Source organism: Comamonas sp. Z3, from assembly GCF_008121565.1.
GTDB lineage: Bacteria > Pseudomonadota > Gammaproteobacteria > Burkholderiales > Burkholderiaceae_C > Comamonas > Comamonas brasiliensis.
The window spans coordinates 38,812-63,189 of record NZ_VOQU01000010.1 but is presented as its reverse complement, the minus strand read 5'-3'; the positions used below and the strand labels follow the sequence as shown (position 1 = coordinate 63,189).

The following is a 24,378-nucleotide window of genomic DNA, read 5'->3' as shown; positions in this document are numbered from 1 at the left end:
TCAAACCTCGATCAGCACATAAGTCATCTCGGGTGCAGAGCCCGCAACTTCTCCCCCTTTCACATACACACGAGAGCCGTTTGACTTCCCCAACGGGTTGCGCACGCGCAGCAGGCCTGCGGCGCCTTCGAGCGCGACCAGCGCCGTGCCATCGGCAAACACGGCGCTGACCTGCCCGGTCATGACAGGGTCGTCGGGGAGCAGAGCCTTGAGGCGCTTGTAGAGGTTGGTCGTCATGCGGCAACCCTTTCAACGGTGACCTGCTGACGCACGCGGGGCATGGATGCGCTGACGCTGACGCCGCGCACCAAGCCGCGCCAGGTGCCGTCGGTGTCGGCCACCTCCAGCAGCTGGCCGGGGTTCAAGATGCCGGGGTTGGTGCCGCCCGTGAGCACGGGCATGCTGATGCTGTGCTGCAGCTTGTTGCCGCTGGCCGCAAGCGCCCAGCTGCCGCGCATGCGGGCGGCGTCGGCGTGGGTGATGAGGTCGTCTTGAATCTGCGGTGCCAGCTTGTCGCGTGCACTGAGGCTGCGCACCACATGGCCCAGCACGCCGCCGACGCTGCCGCCGGCGACATAGATGGCGTTGTATTCAGCACGCGGATCGGGGCGCAGCTCATCAGTGACGATGACGGCCGCAGGCATTTGCACATCGGGCACGGCCGTGCCCCACTCCCACGGCAGCACGGGGTAACGCGGCGCGACGATGAGCTGCTCTGCCGTGCGGTGGCTGCGCACCACGGCATTGACCGAATCGGCCATGCGCAGCACGGCCTGCAGCGGCGTGCCCTGAAAGCTCCAGGCCCCGGCGGGCACCTGCCAATCGGGGATCTGCCAGTCCAGATCAACACCACTGAACTCCAGCGCGCTCACAGCCAGCTGCTGCGCCGTTGCCACCGAAGAAGACAACCAGGCCTGCTTCGGCATATAGGGGTTGCCCAGCATGGCCGTGACGCTGATGCCCTGCACCGCCACGCGGCGGCGGTCAAACGAGCGGCTGCGCGCGGTGCTGGTCACGGCAAATACAAACCGCATGCCGTCAATGCCGACCTGCAGCCGCTGCGGCAGCCCGCCCACGGGCGCGAGTTGGTCGAGCAGATGCTCGGGGCCGTTGGCCGACAGGCTCCAGCAGTAGCTGTCGTCGTCGGCAGCAATGGAAACGTCAGTGAGCACTACGGGCTCAAGGCTCGGCAACAGATGCGCCGTAAGGTGGTGAACTTGCATATAGACGGGCAGCAGTGGAATGACGAACTGAGGTTGCGGCTCTGGCGTGGACTGGCAGCAGTAAAAAACAAGGTCTGCGGAAGTGGCCCAGGATCTGCAGAACAGCAAACCGATGGGGCCGCCCACCAGCTGCTCATAGCAGACAGGCTTCTCTGGCTCAGGCGGTTTGGTTTGAGACTTGCCTGCAGGCGGTCTCATGGCCTGCTGGTAGCGGGCATCAAAGCCCCGGTACAGCGGCACCGATGGGCCTGCGCCCGTAGTGAATAGGTATTGCAGGCCCATCGCATCCTGTGCCATCGCCTCCAGCATGCGGCGACGGTCGCGCAGGCTTTCCTGAAACCGCACGGCCCAACCGGCCCGCACGGGCACGGCATCCTGGGCCGTGGCCTGCAGGCTCACGCGCACGCCCTGGGCCTCTTGCCAGCGGGCCTGGGTTGATGCGCAAGGCAGCGCCCGCGCCTGCTGAAACCACCCCAGCGTAGCCACCCCTTGCCGCTGGCCGTCCTGCCAAGCGATACCAAACTGCTCTTGCATGGGCATGGCGTCTTGCGCGGTCGACACCCAGCCCGCAGGCAGTGCATCCGTGTCTTGCCATCCAGTTACCCAGCCCTGTTCTACAGGCTGCGCCTGCTGGGCATCGGCCACGACCTCAGCGACCACGGGCCGGGGCGTGTCGGTGTTGTAGCGCACGAGCGCACTGCAGCGCAGGCCCGGCATGCGGCCCGCTGCGACCAAATCCTTGCGCACATGCACCAGGGATCTGACCCGCAGACCCGGCATGCGCGCGGCCACGGCCAGCGTTGCATCGGGCACCTGCCCGCCGCCGCCATCGTCGCCGAACACCAGCTCGACCGGGTTGCCGGTCTTGAGGGTGCGGTTAAAGATCAGGTCGACAGCGGCCATCAGTCGATCCTTGTCTCGCCCAGGACGGCCTTGCCACCCGCATAGAGCTGGGTGCCGGTGCTGCCGAGCAGCTTGAAGTGACCCAGGCCTGCCTCATCCGTGACCAGGCCACGCCCGACCAGCTTGCCGTCGCTGGAGCTCCAGACGCCGATAGCGGCCTGCCCACTGGTCAAGATCATGTCACCGCTGCCGCTGGCCTGGGTCAGCACCAGATAGCCCGCCTCGGTGATCTGGCCGCAGGGTTTGGTCAGCGTCAGTGTCACCAGCAGTTGCTCGGCGGCGTCATAGAGGGCGATAGTCGACGCGGCAGGCCCGGAGTCCGCAAAGTTGGCCGTAGCCTGTAGGCGGGCCAGCGCATGGGCCGCAGAGATCTCGAAGGCTGGCAGATCACTCATGCAACCTCCGCGAGCTGGTTATTGGCAACGGTCGAGTACTCCTGCAGCTCGTGGTCCCAGGCAATCACATCCCACTCATAGCGCGTAGAGATCTCGCGGAACTCATAGGAGCCGTCTGCCTTGCTCCAGGTCTCACGGGCCAGGTAGCCGTCGACGCTGCGATGCAGGCGCACGCGCCGGCGCAGCGGCACATTGGCAGGGATCTCTTTACGCCAGACCGTCCCGTAAATGCGGCCCTGGCCGCCGCACTCCACATCGATCAGCTTGGACGGACGATAGCGAACCATGCTCTGCATGCCCTGCTGCAGCGGCACTGCTTCGCTGGGCGACGTAGAGAGCCTGTGAGACCTAAACCCGGGAACGAATGGCGCATGCGTGGAGGCAGGTGCCCAGATACGTGCCCGCGCCAGAAACCCGGATTCTGCCGAGGCCGTCCAGGCAACCCCATAGGCATCCACGGCCGCAGCCTCCATGGCCAGGGCCACAAAGGTAAAGCTCTTGACGGAGCCATTTTTGTTCCTGGCATAGAGCACCCGCGCACTGTTGCCGGTGCCTGCGATGTAAAACTGCCCATCACCCGACAGGGCAATATTGCGCCACTCCGACGCTGCTGCCTGCGTGTCGCGGCTCCAAGAGAGGCCACCGTCCCAGCTGACATAGATCCATCCGGCACGCGCACAGACCGCCAATGCAGAGCCGTTTCTGGAGACAGCGCAGCGGCTCAGAGGTGCAGACGGAACTCCTGAGACATCAGACCAGGTTGCGCCCCCATCAAAGCTGATCGATGGCGAGCTGTTTGCAGCGGTCGCCAACACGATATCGCCCAAGGCCGAAACGCTGACCCCCAGCCAGGCCTTTGCACCGGCTGCGGCGCATATGGCCCAGGTCGCACCTGCGTCCGTCGAGCGCCACAGGCCCCCGCCAGCGGTGCCGTCTGCTGCCAGCAGCGTGCTGCCGTCCCCAGACACAGCGCAGGATTCCCAGCCGCGCGAGCCCGCACCATCCACAGCAGCAAAGGACGCCCCGGCATTGGTGCTCAGGTAGAGCGGCCCGCCATAGTTCGAGAACAGGATGACGCCGCCGTCATCAGAGACCGCCGCGCGCGAGTACTGCAAGCCAGGCGCGCCCGAAGGCCGCGACCATGTAACGCCGAAATCCTTGGACAGATACGGCGACTGGGCATGCGGGGCGCATGCCACGACCCCGCCATAGGCCGAGACACCTGCGCCATAGATGCCGCCTGACGGCCCCGCAGTGAGGCTGGTCAGGTCGCCGCTGATTTTTTCCACATCGGGGGGCGTGCTTTCTCCTGCGCTCAGCACGCCGGCCACCCAAATCGGGCCGCCCCGGTAAATCGAGTCCGCCCCTGCAGCCGCCACCATATAGGCGCACGGCCAGCGGGTCGCATCCGGCCCTCGGAACCGAAAATCAAACAGCTCCACGGGGCTTGCAAAGCCCAGCTCAATATAGAAACCGGGCTGACGCACCGCCGCGCCAGAAAACACGACTTCGGTGGTCGCCCCCGAGATCAGCTCATTGAGCGAGCCCGAGACCGGGGCCACGCTGGCCTGGATCGACGTGGGCAGGACATCGCCCACCGACGCCCAGCCGACGATTTGCTGCAGGGCCAGATCCGCCCCCAGCGTGTCAAGACCGCACAGACGCCAGACCAGGCTTTTCATGGCTGCCTCCAGGGGCCTGTCACGTCCAGAAAGGCCATGCCCTGGCTGCCGCTACTCGGGAGGCCGATTTGAACCGAGAGCAGTTGCTTTCCGGAAAACATGCCCTGCCCTCGCGTGATCGACACATCCGAGCCAAAGCCGGCCAACACTCCTGACTGAGGGCAGTGGTAAGCACCAGGCATGCTGCCGCGAGGCCCTGAGGATGCTGTTGGGCCGTCGTTTAGCAAGATGGCCGAGAGGTGCAGCCCGTTGTCAACAGATGAAGGAAACGCTCCCAGCGTGCCGTCATTGCCGGAGGTGCTGGACGCTCCTCCAAAAACCCGGCGAAGCGCCTGCACAGCACTACCAATACCGTGAGCCATGCGCTTGAGCGTCAAGCCAGCCACAGAACCTGTGCAGAAAACACACCCAATCGTGTTGCTATAGGCGGTGTCGATAATGCCTGTAAGGGCTGCGCTCCAGGCATCTCCGCTTCGAAAGCTGTTGAGATCACCCATGAACTGGGACACCAACGCCGTGTTGCCGCTGCTGGAAGGCGACGAAGCGCTACTGGCACCGATCAGAAAGTAAAAGGCGCGGGAATCGCCTGCAAGCACCCAGTAGGAACTCGCGGTACCGCTGTCCCGCCTGTGCCAGTAGTAGCCTCCTGACACCGTCAACGGAGCAGCGCCGACGCCGTTGTCCACATCCGTCATCGACTCATACATCTGCACTCGGGCGTACCGCACATTGGTGTCGTCCACGCGGTAATAGGTACGGGTCGACGCCGGGTCGGTTTGCCTGTAGACGGCTTTGTTCGTTCCGGCAAAGACTTTTTCCCAACCCAGCGGGGCCATCTTGAAGCTGATGGAGCCGGTGACAGCACCGTCTGCCAGGTCGGTCTTGAACTCCACCCAGCCACTAGCCACAGCCGTTACCTTCTGCTCGCCATTCAAGGCCGAGGGCGTTGCGCCGGTCACCGTGATGACGGCTTGGGCCTCAGCCGCACTCTTGCCGCTGGCAAAGCTCAGGCGGCAGATGCCGTTGCTGATGACTGCCGAATCCACGGCCTTTGCACCCCAGCCATTGACCAGGAACGCATCGAGTGCGCCAATGAGCGAGCCGACCGTGCCGCCAATGGCCGGTGCTCCGGTCATGGAGCTGTATGCGTGCTTGACGCTGGTATCTACAGGGGATGTCATATCTCTCTCCAGGGATTCAGTTGGATTGCGGACGGTTCACATCACCGCGCGCCAGGATGGAAAAGCTGTGCTCGATGCCGGTCTCTGGGCCGGGCTGGATGGTGCGCACGACCCAGAACGGGTAAATGGCCCCCACCGTGTTCATGCGCAGGATGTTTCCCACGGCCCAGCCGGAACCCCAGCCCAGCGGATCGATCGTGAAATACGGTTTGCCCGTGGCCGGGTTGACCGGAGAGCAGACCGCATTGATGTCGCCCGTGGCAATCACGCCTACATGCTCGCCAATCACCCGAAACTGCGTGGTGCTGGTGAACTGCAGCACCCAGCGCTCGGTGCTGCCACCGGCGTTGGTGATCTCTATCGGAGAAACGCTCTGGTCGTACTTGGCTGCAATCCCCGGCCCACTGGGGGCATCGGCCCAGGCGTTATCGATCCAGGTCTGCTGCTCAAACACCAGGCTCACCCGCGCGAAACGGTCACTTGCCTGCAAGGCGCTGGAGACATAGGTGCCGTCTTTGGGATAGTCATGGGTCAACGCCCGGTTAAAGGTGATCTCTCCCGAGATCTGAACATCCGTGGCAACAGCCATGTCCTCGATCCGGTCCTCGATCGTCACCGGCATGGTCATTGCGGACACATCGGTAAAGGTGACCAGGCCGGCCTCCAGATCCACGGAATAGCCGGTATTCAGGGTCTTGCCATTCGCATCGCGCACCACCACCCGCGACAGACGCACGCGGGCCAGATTGACGGTCATGTTGTTGCCGACGTTGAGCTGGGCGCTGGTCTTGGTGTGCCCCACCACGCACAGCGTGCCAGGCCGGAAGATAGGCACCTTGCCGTCACTGGGCAGGCGCACCGGGTCGATGCCGATGATGTCGGCATTCATGGGCAGATAGGCATAGGCCACCGCCGTGTAGCGCAAGGCGCTGGCAACCACGGGCTGGGGCTTGAAGATCTTGCCGTCCGGCTGCACATTGGCCGCGTCATACCAGGGCTCGGCCTCATTGCCTGCGGCCACGACCAGGGCACCGAAGCCCAGGCGCACCAGGCCAGTTTCATAGTCCACCGTGCCGACCACGCCGGGGGCCGTGATGGTGCCGTCAATGCCTGCACTAACGTTCTGTGAGCCTCCCGAAGCTCTGGGCACCTGCACCGTGAGGGAGCCGGGGCGCAGGGGAGCAGCCGCCGTGCGAAACACATAGGCGCTGCTGATGGCATCGCCCAAGGTGGTGACGCAGCCTGCACGGCGCAGTGTGTTGGCATTGCCAGGCGTCCACGAGGTCAGGCCCACACGGCCCGTGGCGTAGTTGATGCTGCCGCGCGTCACAAAGCCGCCCGAGGTCAGCACTCGCAGCACACCCCTGCCGTCATCGCTCCAGGGCTGACCGCTGGAGGGCATGAGCACGACCGAGCCAGGAACCACTGGGGCCTGCACGCCTGTGACCAGGTCAAACTCGGGCGCAAACGTGACCTGCAGCGTGCGGCGTGTGGCGCTGCCCGTGGTGCGAAACCGGATCTTGACGTAGCCGCTTTCGTCATTGGGGTAGATCGAGGGCGCGCTCAAGTACTCGATGCCCTCATAGTTGAGGCGGTACTGCGCCGCCTCGCCATTGAAGCCGCCGCCGCTGACCTGGCTGGATGAATAGACCGGCTTGGGGATCTTGATCGTGACGTCTGGCATGAAGTCGATTGCGCCGGTCGCATAGGTCACAGTGCCGACCTGCGCACCGTTGAGCATCAACTTGCCAGCGCCGTCATCGCGGGCGATCTGGGTCGGGTCGACCAGCGTCACGCCCATTTCCTTGAGCTGGTCGCGGGTGTAGAGGCCGAGCACGCTCTGGTCGGTCAGCGTGTTCCACTCGACTTCGACCGTATAGGGCACCAGCGCCCCCTGTCCTGCCGAGACCGCCAGGCGGCCCTGGCCGTTGCGCGAGGGGTGCTGCAGATTGACCTCGACCGCCGGGGCCGTGTCGACCGTGACATCGAGCACCGTGCCCACGGCGGGCAGCAGCCTGGGTGCAAACAGCACCTCGGAGCGACCTACCCGCACTTCGCCCGTGGCATCGCCCTGGAGCTGCCAGGCGCTTGTCGCGGTGGCCGTTCGCTGGTTCGTTCCATCCATCCAGGTCATGGAGAAAGCGCCGGGATAGAGCGCCTGGCCCGCAGGCAGAGACAGGGCGATGGTCTGGCTGATCAGCAAGTCAACGGCAGGCTGCACGGTTTCCTGCGTCGGCACGCCCCAATGCTGGACGATGGAGCTGCCCACATCGGGCAAGGCCCCTAGCGTGACGACAAAGCTGCCGGTCTCGGCGCTATAGGTGCCTGCGCCATAGCTGGAGTCGGTACCGCGCAGCGTGCCGTCGCCCGAGTCCGAGAGCACATACCAGCGCCCCTGTGCCCGGTAGCTGAAGCTCAGCGTGCCGCGCGCGGGCAGCGGCGTGATGAAGCCGGTATAGCTCTGGCTGCGGTTTTCCGCCGTGATGCGGATCTCGCTGGACTGCGGCACGCGCTGCATATAGGCGGCAGGCCGGTAACTGATGGTCTTGGTGCCGTCATAGCTTCCCGAGCTGGACGTAACGATGCCGTTCGCATAGTCCACCAGCCCGATCTGCTGGGTGCCCGACATCAGAATGCCGCCCTTGTCGGTGAAGGTGACGCCGCCCACCACGATGGAGAGCGAACCAGGCAGGCACCCACCTGGCAGGGCCAGGCTGGTGGTGGTGTTCCAGGTCTGTGTGGTGCTGAAGGTCACGGCCTCAGCGGCAGAGACCGGGAAGCCTGCCGCCGCATAGGGAATGGTGGCCAGGATGGGCGTCTCGCTCTGGGCCGAGGGCACGATCTGGGTCATGATCGTCTTGGCGATGATGGTGAAGTCGCCCAGAGCCGCAGCCTTCTGCAAAGGCGTCACGCCCACATAGCTGCCCGCATCAGCCACCACCGTATCGCGCAAGCGGGCGCTATTGGCCAGGCGCGTGAACTGACGGCTTGCCGGCGAGCCAGTGAATCCGTAACGCAGCGCATCCGAGATCTCGACAGAGACAATCAACGCCTTGTAGTCTTTGTCGGTGTCGTAGGTAAAAGTCAGTTCTTTGCTGGTCACGCGAATGGCGCGGACATACTGCATTTGCTCGTTCACCAGCCCCTCATTGCCTACCAGCACCAAGGTCTTGCCCACGGCAGGCAGATCGGTACCGGGGCGCTGGAAGATCTGAATGACGCGCTGGCCCTGGATGTGATCCTCATAGAGATAGCCCGCCCACTCCGGCCCCTTGTTGAGGTAGGCCTCCAGCCTGGCCTGCGCCTGGGCACGGGTGTCATAGACCCCGCCCGTCGCAAACAGGGTGATGGAGATATTGGGATCTTCAGGAGGCTTTGCCACGATGACGTTGCTGCCCTGGTAGGTGTCGCGGTCTTCGGTGTCCACAACCACACTCAGCTGACGCATATTGGCGCGGCCCAGGGCACGATCCATCTCGGAGACGTCGGGCATGATGGCGTTCTCTTGTCCGGACTCGATCACGACGTTGGACGGCCCGCCGCCGCCCTCGGGTACATCGTCCATGACGCGGCTAGCTCGCAGCTGGATGTCGCCTTGCAAAATGGGCATTGTTCTTCTCGCTTAAACAGTGATCAGCCGCAGCGTGGCGACATAGGGATGGGTTGCGGCAGGCAGCTCAGGCCGGGAGATGGGCGTGGCGGCAATCGGGTCGTCTGCCGCAAACTGCACGGTGAACTCACGGCCATCAGCCAGCTTCAGCGAGTACTGCGCGTCGGGCACATTGGCCAGGCCCTGCACGGTCAGCAGCGTTGCGCGACGAATCCAGCCCTGGTCTTCCACGGCCTGCAGGGTGATGGGGCGGCCCTCGATACGGGCAGCGGCATCGATGATCTGGGCACCGGTAATGCCGCGTTCGACCGTTTTCTGCACAGCCGACCAATTGAATTCATCCACCCACAACATGCCGCGCGGCAGCTCGATGCCCGCAAGAAAATGACCAGCCATCAGTGCACACCCCCAGACAAATTGGCATCACGCTCCAGCGCCGTCATCAACTGCTGCATCTCTGAGCTGCCTGCTGCGTCCGTACCCACGTTGTATTGACGACCGCCAATCACGACCTCGTGCCTGTGGGTGATGACGGATTGGGGAGCGGCAGGGGCCGCAACAGGGGCAGGCGCCCGAGGCACTGAGCCGGGGACGCTCACCTTGCGCTCAGCCTCCTGCTTGGGACGGGCATTGGCGGCGGCCTGCTGCAGATCGATGGCCCTGCCCGCCTGCGTGACGGCAAACTGGGTCAGGTCATATTGATAGTTGCCCAGCGCGCCGCTGCTCTTGACCGAGAAAGGGTTGTCCTGCGCATACTGGGCCTGCCATTGCTTCCACCAGGCATCGAGCTCTTGCCGGGTTTGGAACTGTGGCACCAGGCTCAGCGGCCCAGAGTTCTGCTGCATGATGCTTGGCGAACCCTTGATATTGGCATTGCGCACAGCCAGCGAGCCACCGGCCAACACATCCATTGGTGAAAGACCATTGCCCAATGCCTGCCGTTCATCGGCTGTCGGGGGCCGCCCCAGAACCTCCTCGAAAGACTTGTTTCTGATTGACCCACCGCCCCCACCCGTGCCATAGCCTCCAGGCCGATCATCACCATGGCGGTCGTTGAATCTATCCAGCTCTTTGCCTGCGCCACGCACTGACTTGCTAAGGTCATTGAACCCTGTCGACATCGACGCTGTAGCTCTACGTGTGGCACGGTCGGTGTTGACAATGGCTTTGCCTGCCTCATCCAGCTCCACAACATAGCCTTTGACCGCAGCTTGAGTCTTGAGCCATTCAGGTGCAATGCCGCCATTGGCCGCTATGACCTTGTCTGCCATAGCCTTCCAGGCCTCCGCAATACGCATGGGCGGTTGCTGACCATCTTTCTCCAATTGATCAAACGCTGCACGCGCCTGCATAGCCATGCGCTGCAGATCCTCGTTCGTGGTCATGCCCAGGTCTTTGTAGGCCTGCTCCAGCAATGCGGTGGACTTAGCCGCATCCTCTGCCGTACCTGCAGCAGCACGTTGTGCCTTGGCAATTTCCTGCAGCTTGCGCCCAGCGGCATCCAGATTGCCACTGGCAATCAGTTGCTGATATTCGACCCTGAGCTGCTTGAGGTTCTCGGCCGCAATGCGGTCGGCCTCGGCCTTGGCGGCAGCCTCCTTGGCTGCTTTAGCGGCGGCCTTGCCCGTGGCCTCGATGCCGGCAGCCACTGCTTCGATAGAGGGAGCAGCCTCTGCAGCAGCATTGCCGACCGCTGCCACTTCCCCCGTCAAGCCACCCCAGACATCTCGCGCCATCTGTGCGCCATCAGCCATGCCCTGCAGGGACTCTTCGGCCTTGGCCTTAAGGGCATCGGCAGACGCTGCGAAGGCGCCGGCCATCTCCTGGGCATCAGCCGCAGCCAGGCGGAAGCTCTCGCTCAGGCCCCCAAAGGTGACCGATGCCAGGCCGCTGCGCAGCGCCGCCACGCCCTCCATCACCTTGGAGGCAATCTGCGCAAACGCTGCGCCCAGGCCGTAGATGGCAGTCAGCACGCCATTGACGCCCGCCGTCATCACGCCCCAGGCCAGCTGCACCGTATTGCCCGCATTGGTGGCGTATTGGCCGATGCGCTGCAGCGTCTCGCCCGCCTCACTGGCAAATACCTGCAGGCGCAGCACCACGGCGTCAAAGTTGACGTTGGCTGCAAACGCGCGGAAGAACTTGAGGCCGTTCTCAAAGGCCGTAGCCAGGGCCTGGCCGAAGCGCTCCACAAGGCCGTTATCGACCGCCTTGCGCAGCGCGCCTGTCAGCTCGTCCACGCCTTGGCGCACCACCGGCAGCACGGGCTTGCCCAGCACCTGGGTCACGGTCTCCCACATGCTACTCAGGCCTTTGAGGGAGCCGTTGAGGTTGTCGGCCATGGTCTTGGCCGTAGCCTCGGCACTGCCGCCTGCATCCCGCAGCTTGCCGGTCAGCTCATCCAACGCACCCATGCCCTGGTTGAGCAAGGCACGCAGCGCAGGCCCGGCCTCCAGTCCCACGGCGTTGATAGCCTTCTCACCGTCCTTGCCCTTGTCGGCCAGCTGGTGCAAGGCCTCCTCAAAGTTGGTGGTGACAATGCCTGCAGCACCCAGCTCCTTGCGAAACTTGCTGGTCGGATCGGCAAACTGACTCATGATGGAGTTCAGCGCCGTGCCGGCGCGGCTGGCGTCAATGCCCGCGTCGGCAAACTTGCCGATGATGGCGACCGTGCTCTCCAGGCTCACGCCAAGGGAGTTGGCAACGGGTGCTGCATAGCTCAGCGCCTGGCCCAAGCCTTCCATGCTGGTGTTGGTGGCGTTGGCGCCCTTGGCCAGCACATCGGCCACGCGACCAGCATCCTCAAAGGCCAAGCCCATGCCCATGACGGACTTGGTCACTATCTCACTGGCTGAACCCAGCTCGATATCGCCGGCCTGGGCAGCAGCCAGCACGGCGGGCAGTGCCTTGACAGAGTCACCAGCGCTCAGACCCGCCTTAGCCAGGTTCTCCAGAGCACCAGCCGCCTCCACTGCGGTGTACTTGGTATTGCTGCCCGCCGCCTGGGCGGCCTTGGTCAGCGCGGCCATTTCTGCGGCCGAGCCTTCGGTCGCGGCCTTCACGCGGCTCATGGCCGCTTCAAAGTCTGCCGCGCTCTGCACCACGCCCGCAAACGCCTTGATACCGAAGTAGCCGGCAACCGTCGCGCCCAGCAGCTTCACATTGCGCCCAAGGCGGCTCAGCACCGCAGACGCATCGTCCTTGGCGTTGATCACAATCTGAATGGGCTTGAAGGCCATGGCGTTAGGCTCTGGTGAAAGTGGTTGCTTCGGTTTGCGCTGCAGCCGACGCTTGCTGGCCGCAGTGCAAACCGCCCCGGCAAGCCGGGAGGTCTGGATTAAGGCGTTAGGGAATCAGTGCTGCACGGCCGTCCACATAGACGGCCTCGCCGTTGTCGGGCTTGAGCACTTCCACATCGAAGCCGAACTGGCTGTAGTCCGTGCCGTCCTGAATCAGCGGCAGCTCACCCGTGGGCGACAGCGCTACGCTGGGGAACCACCAGTCACGGTTGGTGCCATGGGCGTTGTCGGCAATCAACTGCAGTGCACCCTTCAGATCCGCGCCATTGCCGGACTTGATCCGCTCCCAGCTGGTATCGGCGGCGGCGTAGCCCACCTCCACTTCAGTCAAGGTGGTGATTGCGCCGCCCTCGACGATCTGCAGCAGGCCCAGGTCGGCATCCACCGTGTAATCAGTGCCCGCTGCAAAGGTCGTGGTGCCGTCCTTGCTTTTGACGGAGACAGCACTCAGCTTGCGTGCGCCCGTGGGGGCCGCTGCGGTCACGCCCAGGCGGTAGATGCCGCCCGGCTCCACCGTGTGCGCCTCGTCGGCCACCGTGGCCGATGCCTGGGTGTGCGTTTCTGCCGTGCCGGACAGAAACATGCGCAGGTTGCTGCCGCTAATGTTGTCGGTGGTGATGGCCGCCTTGCGGGTGATCTCGATCAGGACTTCTTCGTCCTTCTCGCGCAGGCCGCCTTGCGAGCTGTAATGCGGGGCCTTGTCGCCCTCCACACTCAAAGAGAAGGCGGGGCAGTTGCCGAACTGGCGGCCGCCCAGCAAGCGGCCCGCCGCATCGAACGGATAGAAAACAAGGCGTCCACGCGGAATCTGGTATTCCTTCTTGACGCGGGGCAGTGCAGCCATGGCTAGCTCCTATGAAAGATTGAACGGCGCCGGCCTCAGGCGTCCAGCGACTCAAAAACAGAGACGGTGGTGAACTCCACCGCATAGCCGACAAGGCCGGCATCCACAAACTCGGCCTCGCGCACGCCAGCAGCGCGCAGCTCGGACCAGGCCCGCCCGCCGGGCACCGCAGGCCGCCAGCCGTGCAGGCAGCCCACCACCTCCTCCATGGCGGCGTCCAGCTCGGCAGCAGCGGTGTCGCTGCGCCGGTTCACCAGCACGCAGGACCAGCGCGGCTCCAGCTGGGCGGCCTCACGCGACACATCGCCCAGGCCCGCGCCGGACATGCGCACCTCGACGGCCGGCACCTGGGTGCGGTCGCACAGCTGCGACACGCCGCGCACCTGCCAGGAGGCCAGTGCAGTGCGCCCTGCCAGGCGCGTCTTGATGACTTGTTCCAGAAGCAACATGGCGATCAGTTCAGAAAGACGATGGGAAAAGTGGCCCAGCCGCTGGCGTCCTGCACCACCGGCCCGGTGACCTGGCAGGGTTGCCCACCCACCAGCAGGCCGGTGCTGCCTTCGGCAATGCCGGGGGCATCGGCAACGGGCATTGCCACGGTGTGGCGCTCGGCGGTGGCTGCATCGGTCAGAAAGCCTTCCAGCGGCGTGCGGTTGAACACCACGCCAAAGGGCTTGCCGCCTTGCCAGCTGGCCGTGGCGTTAGCCAGCAGCTGGCTCACGCCCTGGTTGATCAGCGCATCCACCTGCGCAAAAGGTGCAGTACTTGCCAGCATGCTCAAGCCTTGCGCTTGGCGCGCTGCAGCATGCCGGGGCGGGTGCATATGAACAGCGGGTAGCTGCGCACCTCGGGGCGCACCCACTCCTGGCGGTCCTTGTCCGTGACCACCATGGCGTACACGTCCTGGCCGGGCGTGTTGACGAAGGGGAAGGACTCGGCCGGCGAGAAGCCGACGCGAAACGCATCCGGCGCACCCACGGGGAAGAACTGGCACTTGTCCGGGTGCACGGCCACGGTGCTGTTGTCGTCGGTGCCGCGGTAGTTGATGAACTGGATGTTGCCGTAGCGAAACGAACCGAAGACCTGGCCCACGTCGTTGCGCAGGTCGCGTGCCTCCTGCTGGTTCAAGTAGGTGCCGCGCGTTTCGGCATTGCCCGTCAGGTCGTCAAAGAAGTTGTCGCCGCACAGGCCCACGGCATAGGTCTGACCGGGCAGCCAGGCGCCATGGCTGGCGCGCATCATGTCGCGAATGAGCGCGTTGCACTGCTTGCGGATCTCGCCGCCTTCGGCCGTGGCGTTGGCCAGGTCGAAGTTGATCTCGGCAGGCTGGGCAATGCCGAACTCTTCATACCAGTCCACCAGCACGGTGCCGTCGGCGTCCAGCACCTTGCCCTGCACTGCGCCCAGGCGCATGTGCTCGTGCGTCAGCTCCACGGCGGCGCGCAGGCCGGTCTTGCCGTTCATGATGTCGGCCAGCTCGTTCTGCACGGCCTGCAGCTCGCTGACGGAGCCGAAGGCACGGATGTTCTGCACCGACGATGCATACAGCGTCTTGCCACGCGCAATGCGCAGGGTGTCGAAGTGGCGCATGCGGCGGCTTTCGCCCTTGCCTTCTTCAATGGGCGCGCCGCGCGGGCTGGTCTTGATGAGGGACAGCACGCCGCCTTTTTCCTCGATCGCCACGGTAGTGGTGCGCGAGCGCTCTGTCGTGAAGATGCCCAGTTGCCCCAGCAACTGCGGCGCATAGGGCGCGGCCTGGATGGCGGTGGACATCGAGGTCATGCTGAATGCCTCATGCGCAAAGATATTGAGATCGGCCATATCGGTAGTCCTTTTTCTCGCGCGGCTTCAGCGCGCAACAATGCCCACGGCGGCCAGTTGGGCCAGGGCAGCGGTTTTCTGGGGTTCGGTCGTGCCTGCGTGCCAGGCCAGCGCATGGGCGGCCACTTCGGCGTCGCGGGCGGTAATCACGCCGGGCTTTTCAGCGGCGGTGGTGTCCACGGCGGCAAACAGCACGGCCACGGCGGTTTGACTGCCGTCGGGCGTGCCGCCTTCGCCGCTGCCATTGGCGGGGTCTACGGCTACGTATCTGCCGGTGGCAGTAACCTTGCCCAGCACAGCGCCGGGCAGCAGGTTTTGCCCCTGCTCGATAGTGACCACTTCGCGCGAGCGGGTGCCGTTGGCCTCGCTGACCAGATAGCAGGCCGTGCCGGGGCCGAGTTCTTGCACTTGCATGGTGTGTGCTCCTATGGGTGGGGGTTGCGTTACGGTGCGGTGCCAAAGGCCTTGCCCCAACCGGCTGCGGCCTGGGTGGCCGCCTGTGCAGAGCCGTCGGGGCTGGCCGCCTCGACGCCCGAGACATTGGGATTGCCCAGCGCCGCCATGGCCTGGGCAAACTGGTTGGTGGCAGCGGGGGCCAAAGCGGCCACGGCAGCCGCCGGTGCGGCATCCAGCACGCCCTGCGCCTGCTCTGCCGTCAGGCCGCCGGCAATGCAGGTCTGCGCCAAGGTCGGGTTGGCTGCGGCGTTGGCATGGCCCAGGATGGCGCCGACGCGCGCACGCTCGGCCTGTGCGCCTTCGGCGCGAGCTTGCTCCAGGCCTTGCGGGGCAGCCGCAACCGCAGCCGGTGCAGCAGGTACAGCAGGTACAGCAGCCGATGTAGCAGGTACAGCAGCCGATGCAGCGACGGGGGCCGCGACAGCCGCCGTGGAAGGTTCGGCAGGCGCAGCCGCCGCCGGTTGAATGGTTTGGGGGTCGCCCATAGAAGCTCCTTGAAGTTGAATTGACATTCCCGCCCCTGCGGGGTAACTGCGAGCGCGGCGCGCAGACAGGTCAGAGATGACGGCGTCAGCCGTGCCAATGCGGTCGGCCAGGCGTGCAGCCACGCCGGCCACGCCCCGGTACACGGCGGCGCGCGTGTCGCGCACGGCCTGCTCATGCATGCCGCGGTGCCTGGCCACGGCCTGCACAAACATCTGGTACAGACCTTCGATGTCCGCCTGCAGGTGCTCGCGCACCGAGTTAGGCAAGGGCTGGTAGGGGTTGCCGTCCACCTTGTGCTCGCCAGCAAAGATGTGGCTCACGTTGATGCCCTCATTGGCCAGCGCGCGGCTGTAGTCCACATGGCGCATCACCACGCCGATAGAGCCCACGTAAGACGTGGTGGTCAGCACCACCTCGTCTGCCGCGCTGGCGGCCAGGTAGGCAGCGCTGGCCACCATGCCGTCGGCCACGGCCACAATGGGCTTGCGCCCGCGCGCGGCGTAGATCCGGTCAGCCAGCTCAAACGCTCCCGAGACTTCACCGCCCGGGCTGTCCAGCACCAGGGCAATGGCATGCACCTCGGGCTGGGCCAGGGCGTCTTCCATGTCGGCGGCCAGGTCGTTGTAGCCAATCAGCAGGCTGCTGTCGGCCTCCAGCCGGGTGCGATGCACCAGGGCGCCCATGGCGCTGATGACGGCCACGCCCTCGTTCACGCGGTAGCCGCGCTCGGTGCGCTCGCCCTTGCGGGTGGTAAACATCTCGGCAGGCAAAGCTGCGCGGGGGCTGATGGCGGCCGCATCGATCTGTAGGCCCTCGGTGCCCAGCAGGCGCTGGCCCAGGCCGGCGATGATGGCGTCCAGCTTTTGCGGGTGCAGCAGCAGCGGGGTGTTGAACAGGCGGTCGGCCAGATGCGGATAGGGTCTGCTCATCTGGCGGTTAATTTGGCGGTTCATGGCGCATCCTTTCGGGCGGGTGCGCCCTCTTCCTTGTCGCTGCCGTTGTCTGCGGTGTTGGCAATCCAGGTGGTGGCACCGGGCTCGGGCAGGCCGTGCTCGCGGCGGCACTCGGCCTCCAGGCGCTGCTGGTGCAGCACCTCTTCCCAGTCCAGGCCCTGCTCGGCACATTCCTGCTCCAGGGTGGAGACACCAATCTCCAGCCGCAGCTTGGCGGCCTGCACTTCCTTGACCGGGTCCACCCAGCCTTTGCCGCCAAACACAAAGCGGCAGCGGGTATAGGCATAGCGGTTGGCGTAAAAGCCGGGCGCGTCGATCACGCCCGCGTTCACCGCCTCTTCCAGCCACAGCTCGTAGATAGGCCGCAGCCATGTGGTGGTCAGCCAGCGGCGGCGGCCGTGAAAGTAGCGCCATGCCTCCAGCAGCGCAGCGCGGGCGCTGCTGTAATTCACGCGGCTGAAGTCTTTGGCAAACAGCTCGTACGGCAGGTTCATGCCTGCGGCAATGCGCCGCTCCACCGCCAGCATGAAGGCCTCGAAGGCCACATTGGGCCTGCCCGGCGCAAACGACTGCAGCCGCGCGCCCACGGGCAGCGGGATCACCGCCCCTGCCTGTAGCTTGCCGATGCTGCGCGACTGAGTGACAGAGTCCTTCCAGACATCGCGCGGGTGCTCGCCAAACAAGGATGACGCCGCCTCCTGGCTCAGATCCGACTCCAGAAACGCCGCCACCAGCGAATTGGCCAGGCTGGCCTGCAGCTCGTTTTGGGCGTACTTGCCCGCCATGTGGAACTCGCGCATCACGGCGCTGACGATGGGCTTGCCCCGGCTCTGGCCCGTGCGCTCCTTGGCGTGCAGGTGCACCACGCGGCGGCGGCCCCAGGGGGTAAAGGCGGGCACGCGCTCCCAGCGGTTCAGGTCCAGCGCTTCGTCGCCGCGCAGGTACAGCGCATCGCCAGGGTGCGCGGCGCGAAAGTGGTAGGCCACGGGCGCGCCCTCGCCGTCCAGCTCCACACCACGGCGAATGCGGGCCATGCCCTCCAGGTACGGCGGGGTCTCCAGCCGGTCGGCCTCGATCACGCTCAGCCGCGTGGCCCAGGGGCTGTCGGGCCGGGGCAGCCATTTGGGGATGGCCACGGCATCGCCGTTCACCATCTCGCCGCCCAGGGCCAGCACCGTCAAGCCCAGCAAATCCAGCGTGCGGGCGGCATCGCAATCCGTCGTATCGGCCCAGCTGCGAAAGTGCGCCTCAACCTTGTTGCCCCACTCGCGGGCCTGCTCGGGCGTCCAGCCCAGCAGGCGGTAGTCGGGCACGGCAGACAGGCGCAGCACCGCGCCCACCACGTTGTCGCGGTGGGTCTGCAGGCCGCCGGCCATCAGCCCGTCATTGCGGGCCAGGTCGCGGGCGCGGCTGGTCAGCGTGCCCAGCTCGGGCAGCAGGTCGGCATCGGCGCTGCCCGCCATGGGCTGCCAGTCGCTCAGGGCCAGGTCGGTGTGCGATGCGCCCTGGTAGGCAGACATGGCCGCCCCGCCCTTGAGCGGCGCTGCGCCCAGCGACGCCGCAAACGACGTGCGGCTGCGGCTTTGGCGGCTTGGTTGGTTCTTGCGGCCCATGCTCACACCAGGTAGATGGGCTTGCGCACGACCTGGCCGCTGCGTTGGGCCAGTTCGGCGTTGATATCGTCAATGGCGCGGCGCAGCTGCGTCGTGTCGGCATTGAACTGCACGGAGCGCGCGCCCACGCCGTCGGTGCTGTGGCTGGCCTGCGTGGGCCCGGTCAGGCGCGCATCGATGGCGGCCAGATAACTGTCGCGCCGGGCGGTGAGCTGTTCGGTGGTGAGGTGGCTGTAAAGACCCATGCGCCGATGGTCGGCGGGCAAGGCGGAACAATCCATGTGAAAGTTTCACAAAATTGCTTCCGCCTTATTGCGGGCTTATGCAGCAATGACATCAACAATTAAATTGATAGCAAAGATAAGATAATAGACACAGAAAACAATATTTCGAGGGAGGGGAAATGGACGACTACTACAAGTTAGCCGCCGCTTATTTCAAGGAGTTCGAGCCAAGAAGCTCGTTTCCAGGACTCAAGAGCTACCACTGGTATCTATCAGGCTCCTTATTCGCCCTTTTTTTGTACTTTGGCTACGAATTCTTCTTTGTAGAAATGCCATCGAACGAGAAGCCTTTCGGGAAGTTCCTTGTTACGGAGTTGGCATTCCTTGTCTCATGCGGATTTATCGCAATCCATCGTTTTAAAGAAACCGTGCGGGCAACTAGTGAGGAAAGCGACATCAAACCAATTGAACGCCTCGGCATTTCCAAGCGAGCGAGGCTCGAGGCCTTATTGAATAAACCGGCTTCCCAGTTCATCACCACGGCCAAAGAGATCATTGAGTTTCGTGACTTAGAGAAAGCATGCCGCTCAAAGGTGGACCAAGAAGATGTATGGAGCAAGATTTACGACCCAGACTCGAAGGCAAGGCTTCTGAGCTTCTTCACCGCATTGTTAGGTCTTGTCGTCGCATTCCTCGGGAAAAATGAAGGCTTCAACCTTGTAGAGGCTCTGAGTGATGATGTCACCTTGTCGCTGATTGCGGCACTGGCGAAGCTCATCCTAATAAGCTTTATTGCCATCATTGGGGCTCGCTTTTTTTTTAGACAGCTGCTTGAGTTCCTCCCCTGGCTCATTTCAACAGTCTTCCCTGCCCTGCATAGCCGGCAGACAACACTTGACTATCTGATTCGAGACCTCATTCAGTACCACCGGATAGAGCCACCTGCTCCGCCACCAGTAGCACAAGCGCCTTCGGAAATACTACCGCCCTCACCTAGACGCGAGCCAGGCCTTGGCGCCCTCATTGCCGCCGTCTGCCTGTCATTGCTCCGCCAGCCTCATTCACCCAGCGACAATGCGGCAGCTGCTACAGCTAAGCAAAACAAGAAACCCCTTTGATTTAGAGACAGAACACTGCAATGCAGCCCATCCAGGACGTACTGAATAATTTCCTCAATAGTCGCGCCGCCAAGGTCGCCAGCAAAACCGGCAGCCCAGACCAGCAAGCCATCCTCGTAGATCTGCCGGCGTTCTTTCGCCAAGTAGTCGGGCAAAAGCGCAACCTCAACGACTTCAAAATAGAAGGCTCTATTGGCAACGGCAACATTGCACGAGTGCCTTGGGTCGGGGTGTTCCATAAGTCCGTCACAACCTCTGCGCAAAACGGCTACTACATCGTTTTGCTATTTGCGCAAGACATGCAGTCGTGCACTCTGAGCCTGAACCAAGGTGTGACGGCATTCGCGAACCAGTACGGCCAGAAGATTGCACAAGCCAAGGTTCGGGAGTACGCCGTGCGCGCAGCGCAATGCTTCCCAACGGCACCAGGCGCCATCCTTGGTCCTATCGACCTGGCCGCGGATGGCGATCTGGGTATGGGATATGAAGCGGCGTCCATTGAAAGCTTCCGGTACGAAGCCAATGGCCTGCCCTCTGCCCAAACCGTTGAGCAGCATCTGCAGCAACTGCTGGAGCATTACGAGCGCCTAATCCAAGTGGCAGGCCCCAGCTTGGAAGCCTTGGTACCTGTGACCGAGCAGGAATATCAAAAAGCCGCACAAGAGGCCGCGGCACCTATCAGCCAGCAACAAGCACCAACTCCACCGCAGGACACGCCCAAAGACAAACCTCCAGCGATCCAAACCTCTGCCGGCAAAGCCTACCCACGCGACCCCAAAGTAGCTGGAGATGCTTTGGCTGCGGCGCAATACCGCTGCGAGGTGGATCCGCTTCACCCCACTTTCACATCCCATGCCAAAAAGCGCCCCTACATTGAGGCCCACCATCTAGTGCCAATGGCGTTGCAGGACCAGTTCCCAACGTCGCTAGACGTAGCGGCTAACGTCGTGGGCCTGTGCCCGCACTGCCACAAGCTTTTGCACCTGGGCCTACCTCAAGACAAAAAGCCGCTGCTGCTCAAACTCTTTGGAGAACGCAGCACACGCCTTACCAAGGTGGGCATCCCCATGGATAGCGCCACCTTGGTGAAACACTACAAAGTCGAGCTCGCGGAAGACGCAGCCTGAGGCGCGCCACTGCCCTCATTGCAGCACTCAAGACGAGAGAAGTATTCAGTTGAAGCGAAGAGGAGGCTTCATGGACAAGTTTTACGAGATCGCAAAGCTGTACTTCGAAGAGTTCGAGGGTGCCCACCTCTACCCCAAGCTGCGAAGTTGGGTTTGGCTACTTTGGTTGGCAGCCCTCGGCTATGCGGGCTACCTGTTTTTCTACCAATCAATGGCCAACCGCATAACCCCCTCGAACTGGGAAACTGTGCTGGCACTTGGATCACTCTTGCTTGCGTATGGCGCTGTACAGGACCATAAAAGCAAGGCCTTGACGCAGAGGAACAATGGGTCACCAAATTTGCAGGCAGCTCGTATCAAAACACTGGAACGACTCACTGGCGCCTCTTCTGGCGAGTTTCTGCAGGTCGCAAACGACCTGACAGCACTGATGCAACTTCGTCAGCAGCATGGGCCGCAGCGGCTTCGGTTGCGCGACTATGTACCCATTCCCTGGCCCAGAGGCCAATTCCTCATGCACGCGCTCACGATCGTTGGTGTTCTGCTCACGGTCATTGGCACCTTCTTCCCTGAGCTGGTCACATTCGTTCGAAGCCACATCACGTTCCAGACGCTAATAATTTGGGGTGTCTGGGTTGCTCTGTTTGCCTTCCTATCCCTTTTCGCCTACCCCCAGACCGTCTACATCTGGCACAACGTCAAAAGCGATTGGAGAAACTGGCGTGCCCGACTACAGAAGGATGGGTTGGGCAACCCAGTACATCTGGAGTACCTGCTTCAACACCTCATCAAATTTCATAACCCGCTGCCAACCAGGCAGCGCACATTGAAAGCAGCGAAGCCCTATCCGCTTAAAAGCCGCCCACCAAGGCGCACACTGCGCTAACACAAAGCCCCTGCCAGCCAACGCCAGCAGGGGCTTTTTCATAGTGACAAAGACTTCAAGCAAAACCAGCCTCTAGCGCTTACCCATCAAGCGCTATTAGCTATCAAAGTTGATTAATTGAAGGTCATCATCAGCGTACCGTGCGGCAGGCTGGGCGCGGGTTGCGTGGAAGGAAGGCCGGGCTTGGCGGCCTGCTTTTCGCGGTGCTGGGCACGTTGGGTGAGGCGCTGAGTACAGGCCGTGGCCAGGGTGGCGAGCTGGGCGTCGGTGGCGGACAGGATCTCGCCGCTGGCAATGCGCTCGGGCAGCGCGGTGAAGGACACGATCATCTGGTCGTCGCCAATGGGCTGGGCATGAGGCACGCTGGGCTGGCCTTCGCGGTCGTAGCCCAGGTTGAGCAGATAGCGGGCGTGGCGCCAGTCGGTGTTGTCTGCGGCCATCACGGCGTCGAACACGGCCTGCGTGACCTGGGCTGCCGCCTGGGTGGCCAGGCGTTGGGCGAGCTGGATGCGCTGCGGATCTTGCGCGGGCTTTTGCAACTCGGCCTCCATACGGTTGAAGGCGGCAATATAGGCCAGCTTCCAGCGCAGCGCCTCTTTGCCGGTAAAGCCCATAGCCAGCAGCATGAAGCCTTCACGGGTCATGCGGTAAGCACTCTCCTCGCGTGCTGCGCCGCTGCCGATTTCAACAACATGAACCATGCGCGCAAAATTGCGCGCATGGTCTTCTGGCATCTCTGCAGTCAAGCTCCGGATGGCGCGCATCACATCACGATGACGTTTGCCAAAGAACTGAGCGACTTGAAGACTTGTGGTGGTGACGGTGCCGTCGTGAATAGAAAGCTCAGGGCGAGCAGCGACGACGGATGCAGAAGAACCGGTAGAGGTGTCAGCCATGGTGAGGCTCCTGTTTATGGACTTTTGAGCCATCACCCTCCCGACCAAGAGAAGGTGGTGGACCGTGCAGGGTTGGTCGACCGGCAACAGGCACCGGCACACCCTCACGGGTGTCCCCACACGGCCCACCGTAAAGCGGAGCCATGTGCGCGCAGACATGCTCTAGAAAGCAAAAAGCCGCAGACCATCTTGTATGGCGCGGCTGCTGCGCCTGTTGTGCCGGGCGACCAAGCCCAGATCACGCTTACGGGCGTGATGTCCACATTCTAACAGTTGAAGAAGCGTCAACAACGCCCTCTTGTTGAACTGCAAAAAAATTGCAGATGAACGACAATGATGGTACAAGGACAGGGTCCTCACTAAGGGGCACACCAAAAGTTATGCTTATCCAATTTTCAGTCTCAAATTTCCGCTCCTTTAGAGAAGAACAAACATTGTCGATGGTGGCTGCACCACGCATAAAAAAGCGTGATAACACTTTCAAGCCCCCTCTAGATGAAAAATTCGCTGACCTATTGAAGGTTGCAGTTATTTATGGACCCAATGCATCAGGAAAGAGCAATTTATTAAAAGCGATGCATGCCCTGATAGGAATTGCAACAAGAGAGCCACGGAACAGCAATAAAAAAATTCCTGTGCAACGTTTCGCTTTCGACCCTTCATTTGAAAACGAGCCCAGCAAATTTGAAGTTCACTTCATTGCAAATAAACTAAGGTATGAATTTATTCTTCATACAAATGAAGATCGAATCATAAAAGAACAACTAACATCGTTCCCTAAAGGGAAAGAGGAAATTCTCTACATTAGAGATTATTCAGAAGAGGAAAGCTCATATCTATATAAATACCCCAGCCTTTTAGATGATGAGTTAACTTTAAAAACCTGGGAAAGGATTACCCCTAAAGATGTCCTTTTTTTATCCCAAATGGTCTCAAATAATGAAAAGCCTCGTCAGGACATCCTTGCAGCCTACACATGGCTCTCAGTAGGTTGGATGTGCCACTTGGATGGTGCTAAACAATATTTTGAAGCCACTAAGAAGATGTTGACTTCTGACTATGATATCTCAGAAAAGGCTAGAGATTTTTATGCTAAAAATCTTACAAAATTTTTACGGGACTTCGATGTTCCTATCTCTTCAATTGAATATGTTGAAAAAGATCGCACAGAAATAAATAAAAATAACACTATTGCGTCATCAAATGAGACACCTGCTAAAAGAGAAATATTATTCACCCATGATACTAACCTTGGGAAATATCGAATTAATTTTGAGGATCAGTCTGACGGAACGCAAAGTTTGGTTTCCTTCTGGATACCATGGATGCATACACAAACTCGGGAAGAAGGCATTCGCTCAAGCACTTTAATTGTTGATGAGCTCGATAGCAGCCTACATCCACTTATCGTCGAATCTCTCGTAAAAAAGCATATTAGCAAAGATAATTCTACTTCACAGTTAATATTCACAACCCATGACACTCATCTAATGAATAGCAAAATTCTAAGAAGAGATCAAATATGGATCACAGACAGAGACAGTAACGGAGCCACTAACTTATCCTCTGTGCACGATTACGAAGGACGGGAAGGTGAGGATATAGAAAAAAGATACTACGAGGGAAGGTACAAAGGCCTGCCTCATCGGAGGAGCTAATCT

At 62.1% G+C, this 24,378-nt stretch carries 21 protein-coding genes; 4 read left to right on the top strand and 17 right to left on the bottom strand.

Annotation, left to right across the window (positions count from 1 at the left end):
* From FSY59_RS25010 to FSY59_RS24935, 16 genes are all read right to left on the bottom strand, one after another.
* Entirely contained in the window at nt 1-237 is a 237-nt protein-coding gene (locus tag FSY59_RS25010; protein ID WP_148729873.1) for a hypothetical protein, read from the bottom strand.
* Nucleotides 234-2,126 (bottom strand): hypothetical protein, encoded by a 1,893-nt coding sequence (locus FSY59_RS25005; RefSeq protein WP_148729872.1) that lies wholly within the window; start codon nt 2,124-2,126, stop codon nt 234-236. Before FSY59_RS25005 ends, FSY59_RS25010 begins: the two co-directional genes overlap by 4 nt.
* On the bottom strand, nt 2,126-2,521 hold the full coding sequence (locus FSY59_RS25000) for a hypothetical protein (protein WP_148729871.1): 396 nt from the start codon (nt 2,519-2,521) through the stop codon (nt 2,126-2,128). Before FSY59_RS25000 ends, FSY59_RS25005 begins: the two co-directional genes overlap by 1 nt.
* Nucleotides 2,518-4,203, bottom strand: coding sequence for a sialidase family protein (locus FSY59_RS24995; RefSeq protein ID WP_148729870.1), 1,686 nt, complete (start codon nt 4,201-4,203; stop codon nt 2,518-2,520). The genes FSY59_RS25000 and FSY59_RS24995 overlap by 4 nt, the downstream gene beginning before the upstream one ends.
* Nucleotides 4,200-5,384 carry a hypothetical protein gene (locus tag FSY59_RS24990; RefSeq protein WP_148729869.1) on the bottom strand — a complete coding sequence of 395 codons (1,185 nt, stop codon included), beginning with the start codon at nt 5,382-5,384 and terminating at the stop codon, nt 4,200-4,202. Before FSY59_RS24990 ends, FSY59_RS24995 begins: the two co-directional genes overlap by 4 nt.
* Before the next feature lie 16 nt (nt 5,385-5,400).
* A complete protein-coding gene (locus FSY59_RS24985) occupies nt 5,401-8,994 on the bottom strand; it encodes a hypothetical protein (protein ID WP_148729868.1) in 3,594 nt (1,197 codons plus the stop codon).
* Between the two features lie 12 nt (nt 8,995-9,006).
* Nucleotides 9,007-9,390 carry a hypothetical protein gene (locus tag FSY59_RS24980; RefSeq protein ID WP_255439747.1) on the bottom strand — a complete coding sequence of 128 codons (384 nt, stop codon included), beginning with the start codon at nt 9,388-9,390 and terminating at the stop codon, nt 9,007-9,009.
* Complete coding sequence (locus tag FSY59_RS24975; RefSeq protein WP_148729867.1) at nt 9,390-12,233, bottom strand: phage tail tape measure protein; 2,844 nt, start codon at nt 12,231-12,233, stop codon at nt 9,390-9,392. The genes FSY59_RS24980 and FSY59_RS24975 overlap by 1 nt, the downstream gene beginning before the upstream one ends.
* Nucleotides 12,234-12,339: 106 nt before the next feature.
* A complete protein-coding gene (locus FSY59_RS24970; protein WP_148729866.1) occupies nt 12,340-13,137 on the bottom strand; it encodes a hypothetical protein in 798 nt (265 codons plus the stop codon).
* 35 nt (nt 13,138-13,172) lie between these two features.
* Nucleotides 13,173-13,586 carry a hypothetical protein gene (locus FSY59_RS24965; protein ID WP_148729865.1) on the bottom strand — a complete coding sequence of 138 codons (414 nt, stop codon included), beginning with the start codon at nt 13,584-13,586 and terminating at the stop codon, nt 13,173-13,175.
* 5 nt (nt 13,587-13,591) lie between these two features.
* Nucleotides 13,592-13,912, bottom strand: coding sequence for a hypothetical protein (locus FSY59_RS24960; protein ID WP_148729864.1), 321 nt, complete (start codon nt 13,910-13,912; stop codon nt 13,592-13,594).
* A 2-nt stretch (nt 13,913-13,914) separates the two neighbouring features.
* Nucleotides 13,915-14,958, bottom strand: a complete 1,044-nt coding sequence (locus FSY59_RS24955) for a major capsid protein (RefSeq protein WP_148729863.1) — start codon at nt 14,956-14,958, stop codon at nt 13,915-13,917.
* Nucleotides 14,959-14,985: 27 nt separating this feature from the next.
* Complete coding sequence (locus FSY59_RS24950) at nt 14,986-15,372, bottom strand: head decoration protein (RefSeq protein WP_148729862.1); 387 nt, start codon at nt 15,370-15,372, stop codon at nt 14,986-14,988.
* A gap of 29 nt (nt 15,373-15,401) precedes the next feature.
* On the bottom strand, nt 15,402-16,853 hold the full coding sequence (locus tag FSY59_RS24945; RefSeq protein ID WP_255439746.1) for a S49 family peptidase: 1,452 nt from the start codon (nt 16,851-16,853) through the stop codon (nt 15,402-15,404).
* Nucleotides 16,850-18,466 carry a phage portal protein gene (locus FSY59_RS27815; protein WP_255439745.1) on the bottom strand — a complete coding sequence of 539 codons (1,617 nt, stop codon included), beginning with the start codon at nt 18,464-18,466 and terminating at the stop codon, nt 16,850-16,852. Before FSY59_RS27815 ends, FSY59_RS24945 begins: the two co-directional genes overlap by 4 nt.
* 2 nt (nt 18,467-18,468) lie before the next feature.
* Nucleotides 18,469-18,747, bottom strand: a complete 279-nt coding sequence (locus FSY59_RS24935) for a hypothetical protein (RefSeq protein WP_255439744.1) — start codon at nt 18,745-18,747, stop codon at nt 18,469-18,471.
* A 122-nt stretch (nt 18,748-18,869) separates the two neighbouring features.
* Between FSY59_RS24935 and FSY59_RS24930 the strand changes: the two genes are divergently transcribed.
* The 3 genes from FSY59_RS24930 (at nt 18,870) to FSY59_RS24920 (ending at nt 21,821) form a co-directional block, all read left to right on the top strand.
* Nucleotides 18,870-19,808 carry a hypothetical protein gene (locus tag FSY59_RS24930; RefSeq protein ID WP_148729861.1) on the top strand — a complete coding sequence of 313 codons (939 nt, stop codon included), beginning with the start codon at nt 18,870-18,872 and terminating at the stop codon, nt 19,806-19,808.
* Between the two features lie 20 nt (nt 19,809-19,828).
* Nucleotides 19,829-20,935: an MrcB family domain-containing protein gene (locus FSY59_RS24925; protein ID WP_148729860.1), complete on the top strand. Its 1,107-nt coding sequence runs from the start codon at nt 19,829-19,831 to the stop codon at nt 20,933-20,935.
* Between the two features lie 70 nt (nt 20,936-21,005).
* On the top strand, nt 21,006-21,821 hold the full coding sequence (locus FSY59_RS24920) for a hypothetical protein (protein ID WP_148729859.1): 816 nt from the start codon (nt 21,006-21,008) through the stop codon (nt 21,819-21,821).
* Nucleotides 21,822-21,934: 113 nt separating this feature from the next.
* Here FSY59_RS24920 and FSY59_RS24915 read toward each other — a convergent pair whose 3' ends face one another.
* Complete coding sequence (locus FSY59_RS24915) at nt 21,935-22,717, bottom strand: Rha family transcriptional regulator (protein ID WP_148729858.1); 783 nt, start codon at nt 22,715-22,717, stop codon at nt 21,935-21,937.
* A gap of 323 nt (nt 22,718-23,040) precedes the next feature.
* Here FSY59_RS24915 and FSY59_RS24910 point away from each other — a divergent pair, with 323 nt between their 5' ends.
* Nucleotides 23,041-24,375 (top strand): ATP/GTP-binding protein, encoded by a 1,335-nt coding sequence (locus FSY59_RS24910; RefSeq protein ID WP_255439742.1) that lies wholly within the window; start codon nt 23,041-23,043, stop codon nt 24,373-24,375.
* Nucleotides 24,376-24,378 lie beyond the last annotated feature (3 nt).

What these genes read in the sequence shown, in the direction of transcription:
- FSY59_RS24915 (WP_148729858.1), bottom strand. Translation starts at nt 22,717, where the DNA reads ATGGCTGACACCTCTACCGGTTCTTCTGCATCCGTCGTCGCTGCTCGC.
- FSY59_RS24945 (WP_255439746.1), bottom strand. Translation starts at nt 16,853, where the DNA reads ATGAACCGCCAAATTAACCGCCAGATGAGCAGACCCTATCCGCATCTG.
- FSY59_RS24970 (WP_148729866.1), bottom strand. Translation starts at nt 13,137, where the DNA reads ATGGCTGCACTGCCCCGCGTCAAGAAGGAATACCAGATTCCGCGTGGA.
- FSY59_RS24960 (WP_148729864.1), bottom strand. Translation starts at nt 13,912, where the DNA reads ATGCTGGCAAGTACTGCACCTTTTGCGCAGGTGGATGCGCTGATCAAC.
- FSY59_RS24975 (WP_148729867.1), bottom strand. Translation starts at nt 12,233, where the DNA reads ATGGCCTTCAAGCCCATTCAGATTGTGATCAACGCCAAGGACGATGCG.
- FSY59_RS24910 (WP_255439742.1), top strand. Translation starts at nt 23,041, where the DNA reads ATGAACGACAATGATGGTACAAGGACAGGGTCCTCACTAAGGGGCACA.
- FSY59_RS24955 (WP_148729863.1), bottom strand. Translation starts at nt 14,958, where the DNA reads ATGGCCGATCTCAATATCTTTGCGCATGAGGCATTCAGCATGACCTCG.
- FSY59_RS24990 (WP_148729869.1), bottom strand. Translation starts at nt 5,384, where the DNA reads ATGACATCCCCTGTAGATACCAGCGTCAAGCACGCATACAGCTCCATG.
- FSY59_RS24930 (WP_148729861.1), top strand. Translation starts at nt 18,870, where the DNA reads ATGGACGACTACTACAAGTTAGCCGCCGCTTATTTCAAGGAGTTCGAG.
- FSY59_RS25000 (WP_148729871.1), bottom strand. Translation starts at nt 2,521, where the DNA reads ATGAGTGATCTGCCAGCCTTCGAGATCTCTGCGGCCCATGCGCTGGCC.
- FSY59_RS25005 (WP_148729872.1), bottom strand. Translation starts at nt 2,126, where the DNA reads ATGGCCGCTGTCGACCTGATCTTTAACCGCACCCTCAAGACCGGCAAC.
- FSY59_RS24920 (WP_148729859.1), top strand. Translation starts at nt 21,006, where the DNA reads ATGGACAAGTTTTACGAGATCGCAAAGCTGTACTTCGAAGAGTTCGAG.
- FSY59_RS24985 (WP_148729868.1), bottom strand. Translation starts at nt 8,994, where the DNA reads ATGCCCATTTTGCAAGGCGACATCCAGCTGCGAGCTAGCCGCGTCATG.
- FSY59_RS24965 (WP_148729865.1), bottom strand. Translation starts at nt 13,586, where the DNA reads ATGTTGCTTCTGGAACAAGTCATCAAGACGCGCCTGGCAGGGCGCACT.
- FSY59_RS24995 (WP_148729870.1), bottom strand. Translation starts at nt 4,203, where the DNA reads ATGAAAAGCCTGGTCTGGCGTCTGTGCGGTCTTGACACGCTGGGGGCG.
- FSY59_RS24980 (WP_255439747.1), bottom strand. Translation starts at nt 9,390, where the DNA reads ATGGCTGGTCATTTTCTTGCGGGCATCGAGCTGCCGCGCGGCATGTTG.
- FSY59_RS24935 (WP_255439744.1), bottom strand. Translation starts at nt 18,747, where the DNA reads ATGGATTGTTCCGCCTTGCCCGCCGACCATCGGCGCATGGGTCTTTAC.
- FSY59_RS24925 (WP_148729860.1), top strand. Translation starts at nt 19,829, where the DNA reads ATGCAGCCCATCCAGGACGTACTGAATAATTTCCTCAATAGTCGCGCC.
- FSY59_RS24950 (WP_148729862.1), bottom strand. Translation starts at nt 15,372, where the DNA reads ATGCAAGTGCAAGAACTCGGCCCCGGCACGGCCTGCTATCTGGTCAGC.
- FSY59_RS27815 (WP_255439745.1), bottom strand. Translation starts at nt 18,466, where the DNA reads ATGGGCCGCAAGAACCAACCAAGCCGCCAAAGCCGCAGCCGCACGTCG.
- FSY59_RS25010 (WP_148729873.1), bottom strand. Translation starts at nt 237, where the DNA reads ATGACGACCAACCTCTACAAGCGCCTCAAGGCTCTGCTCCCCGACGAC.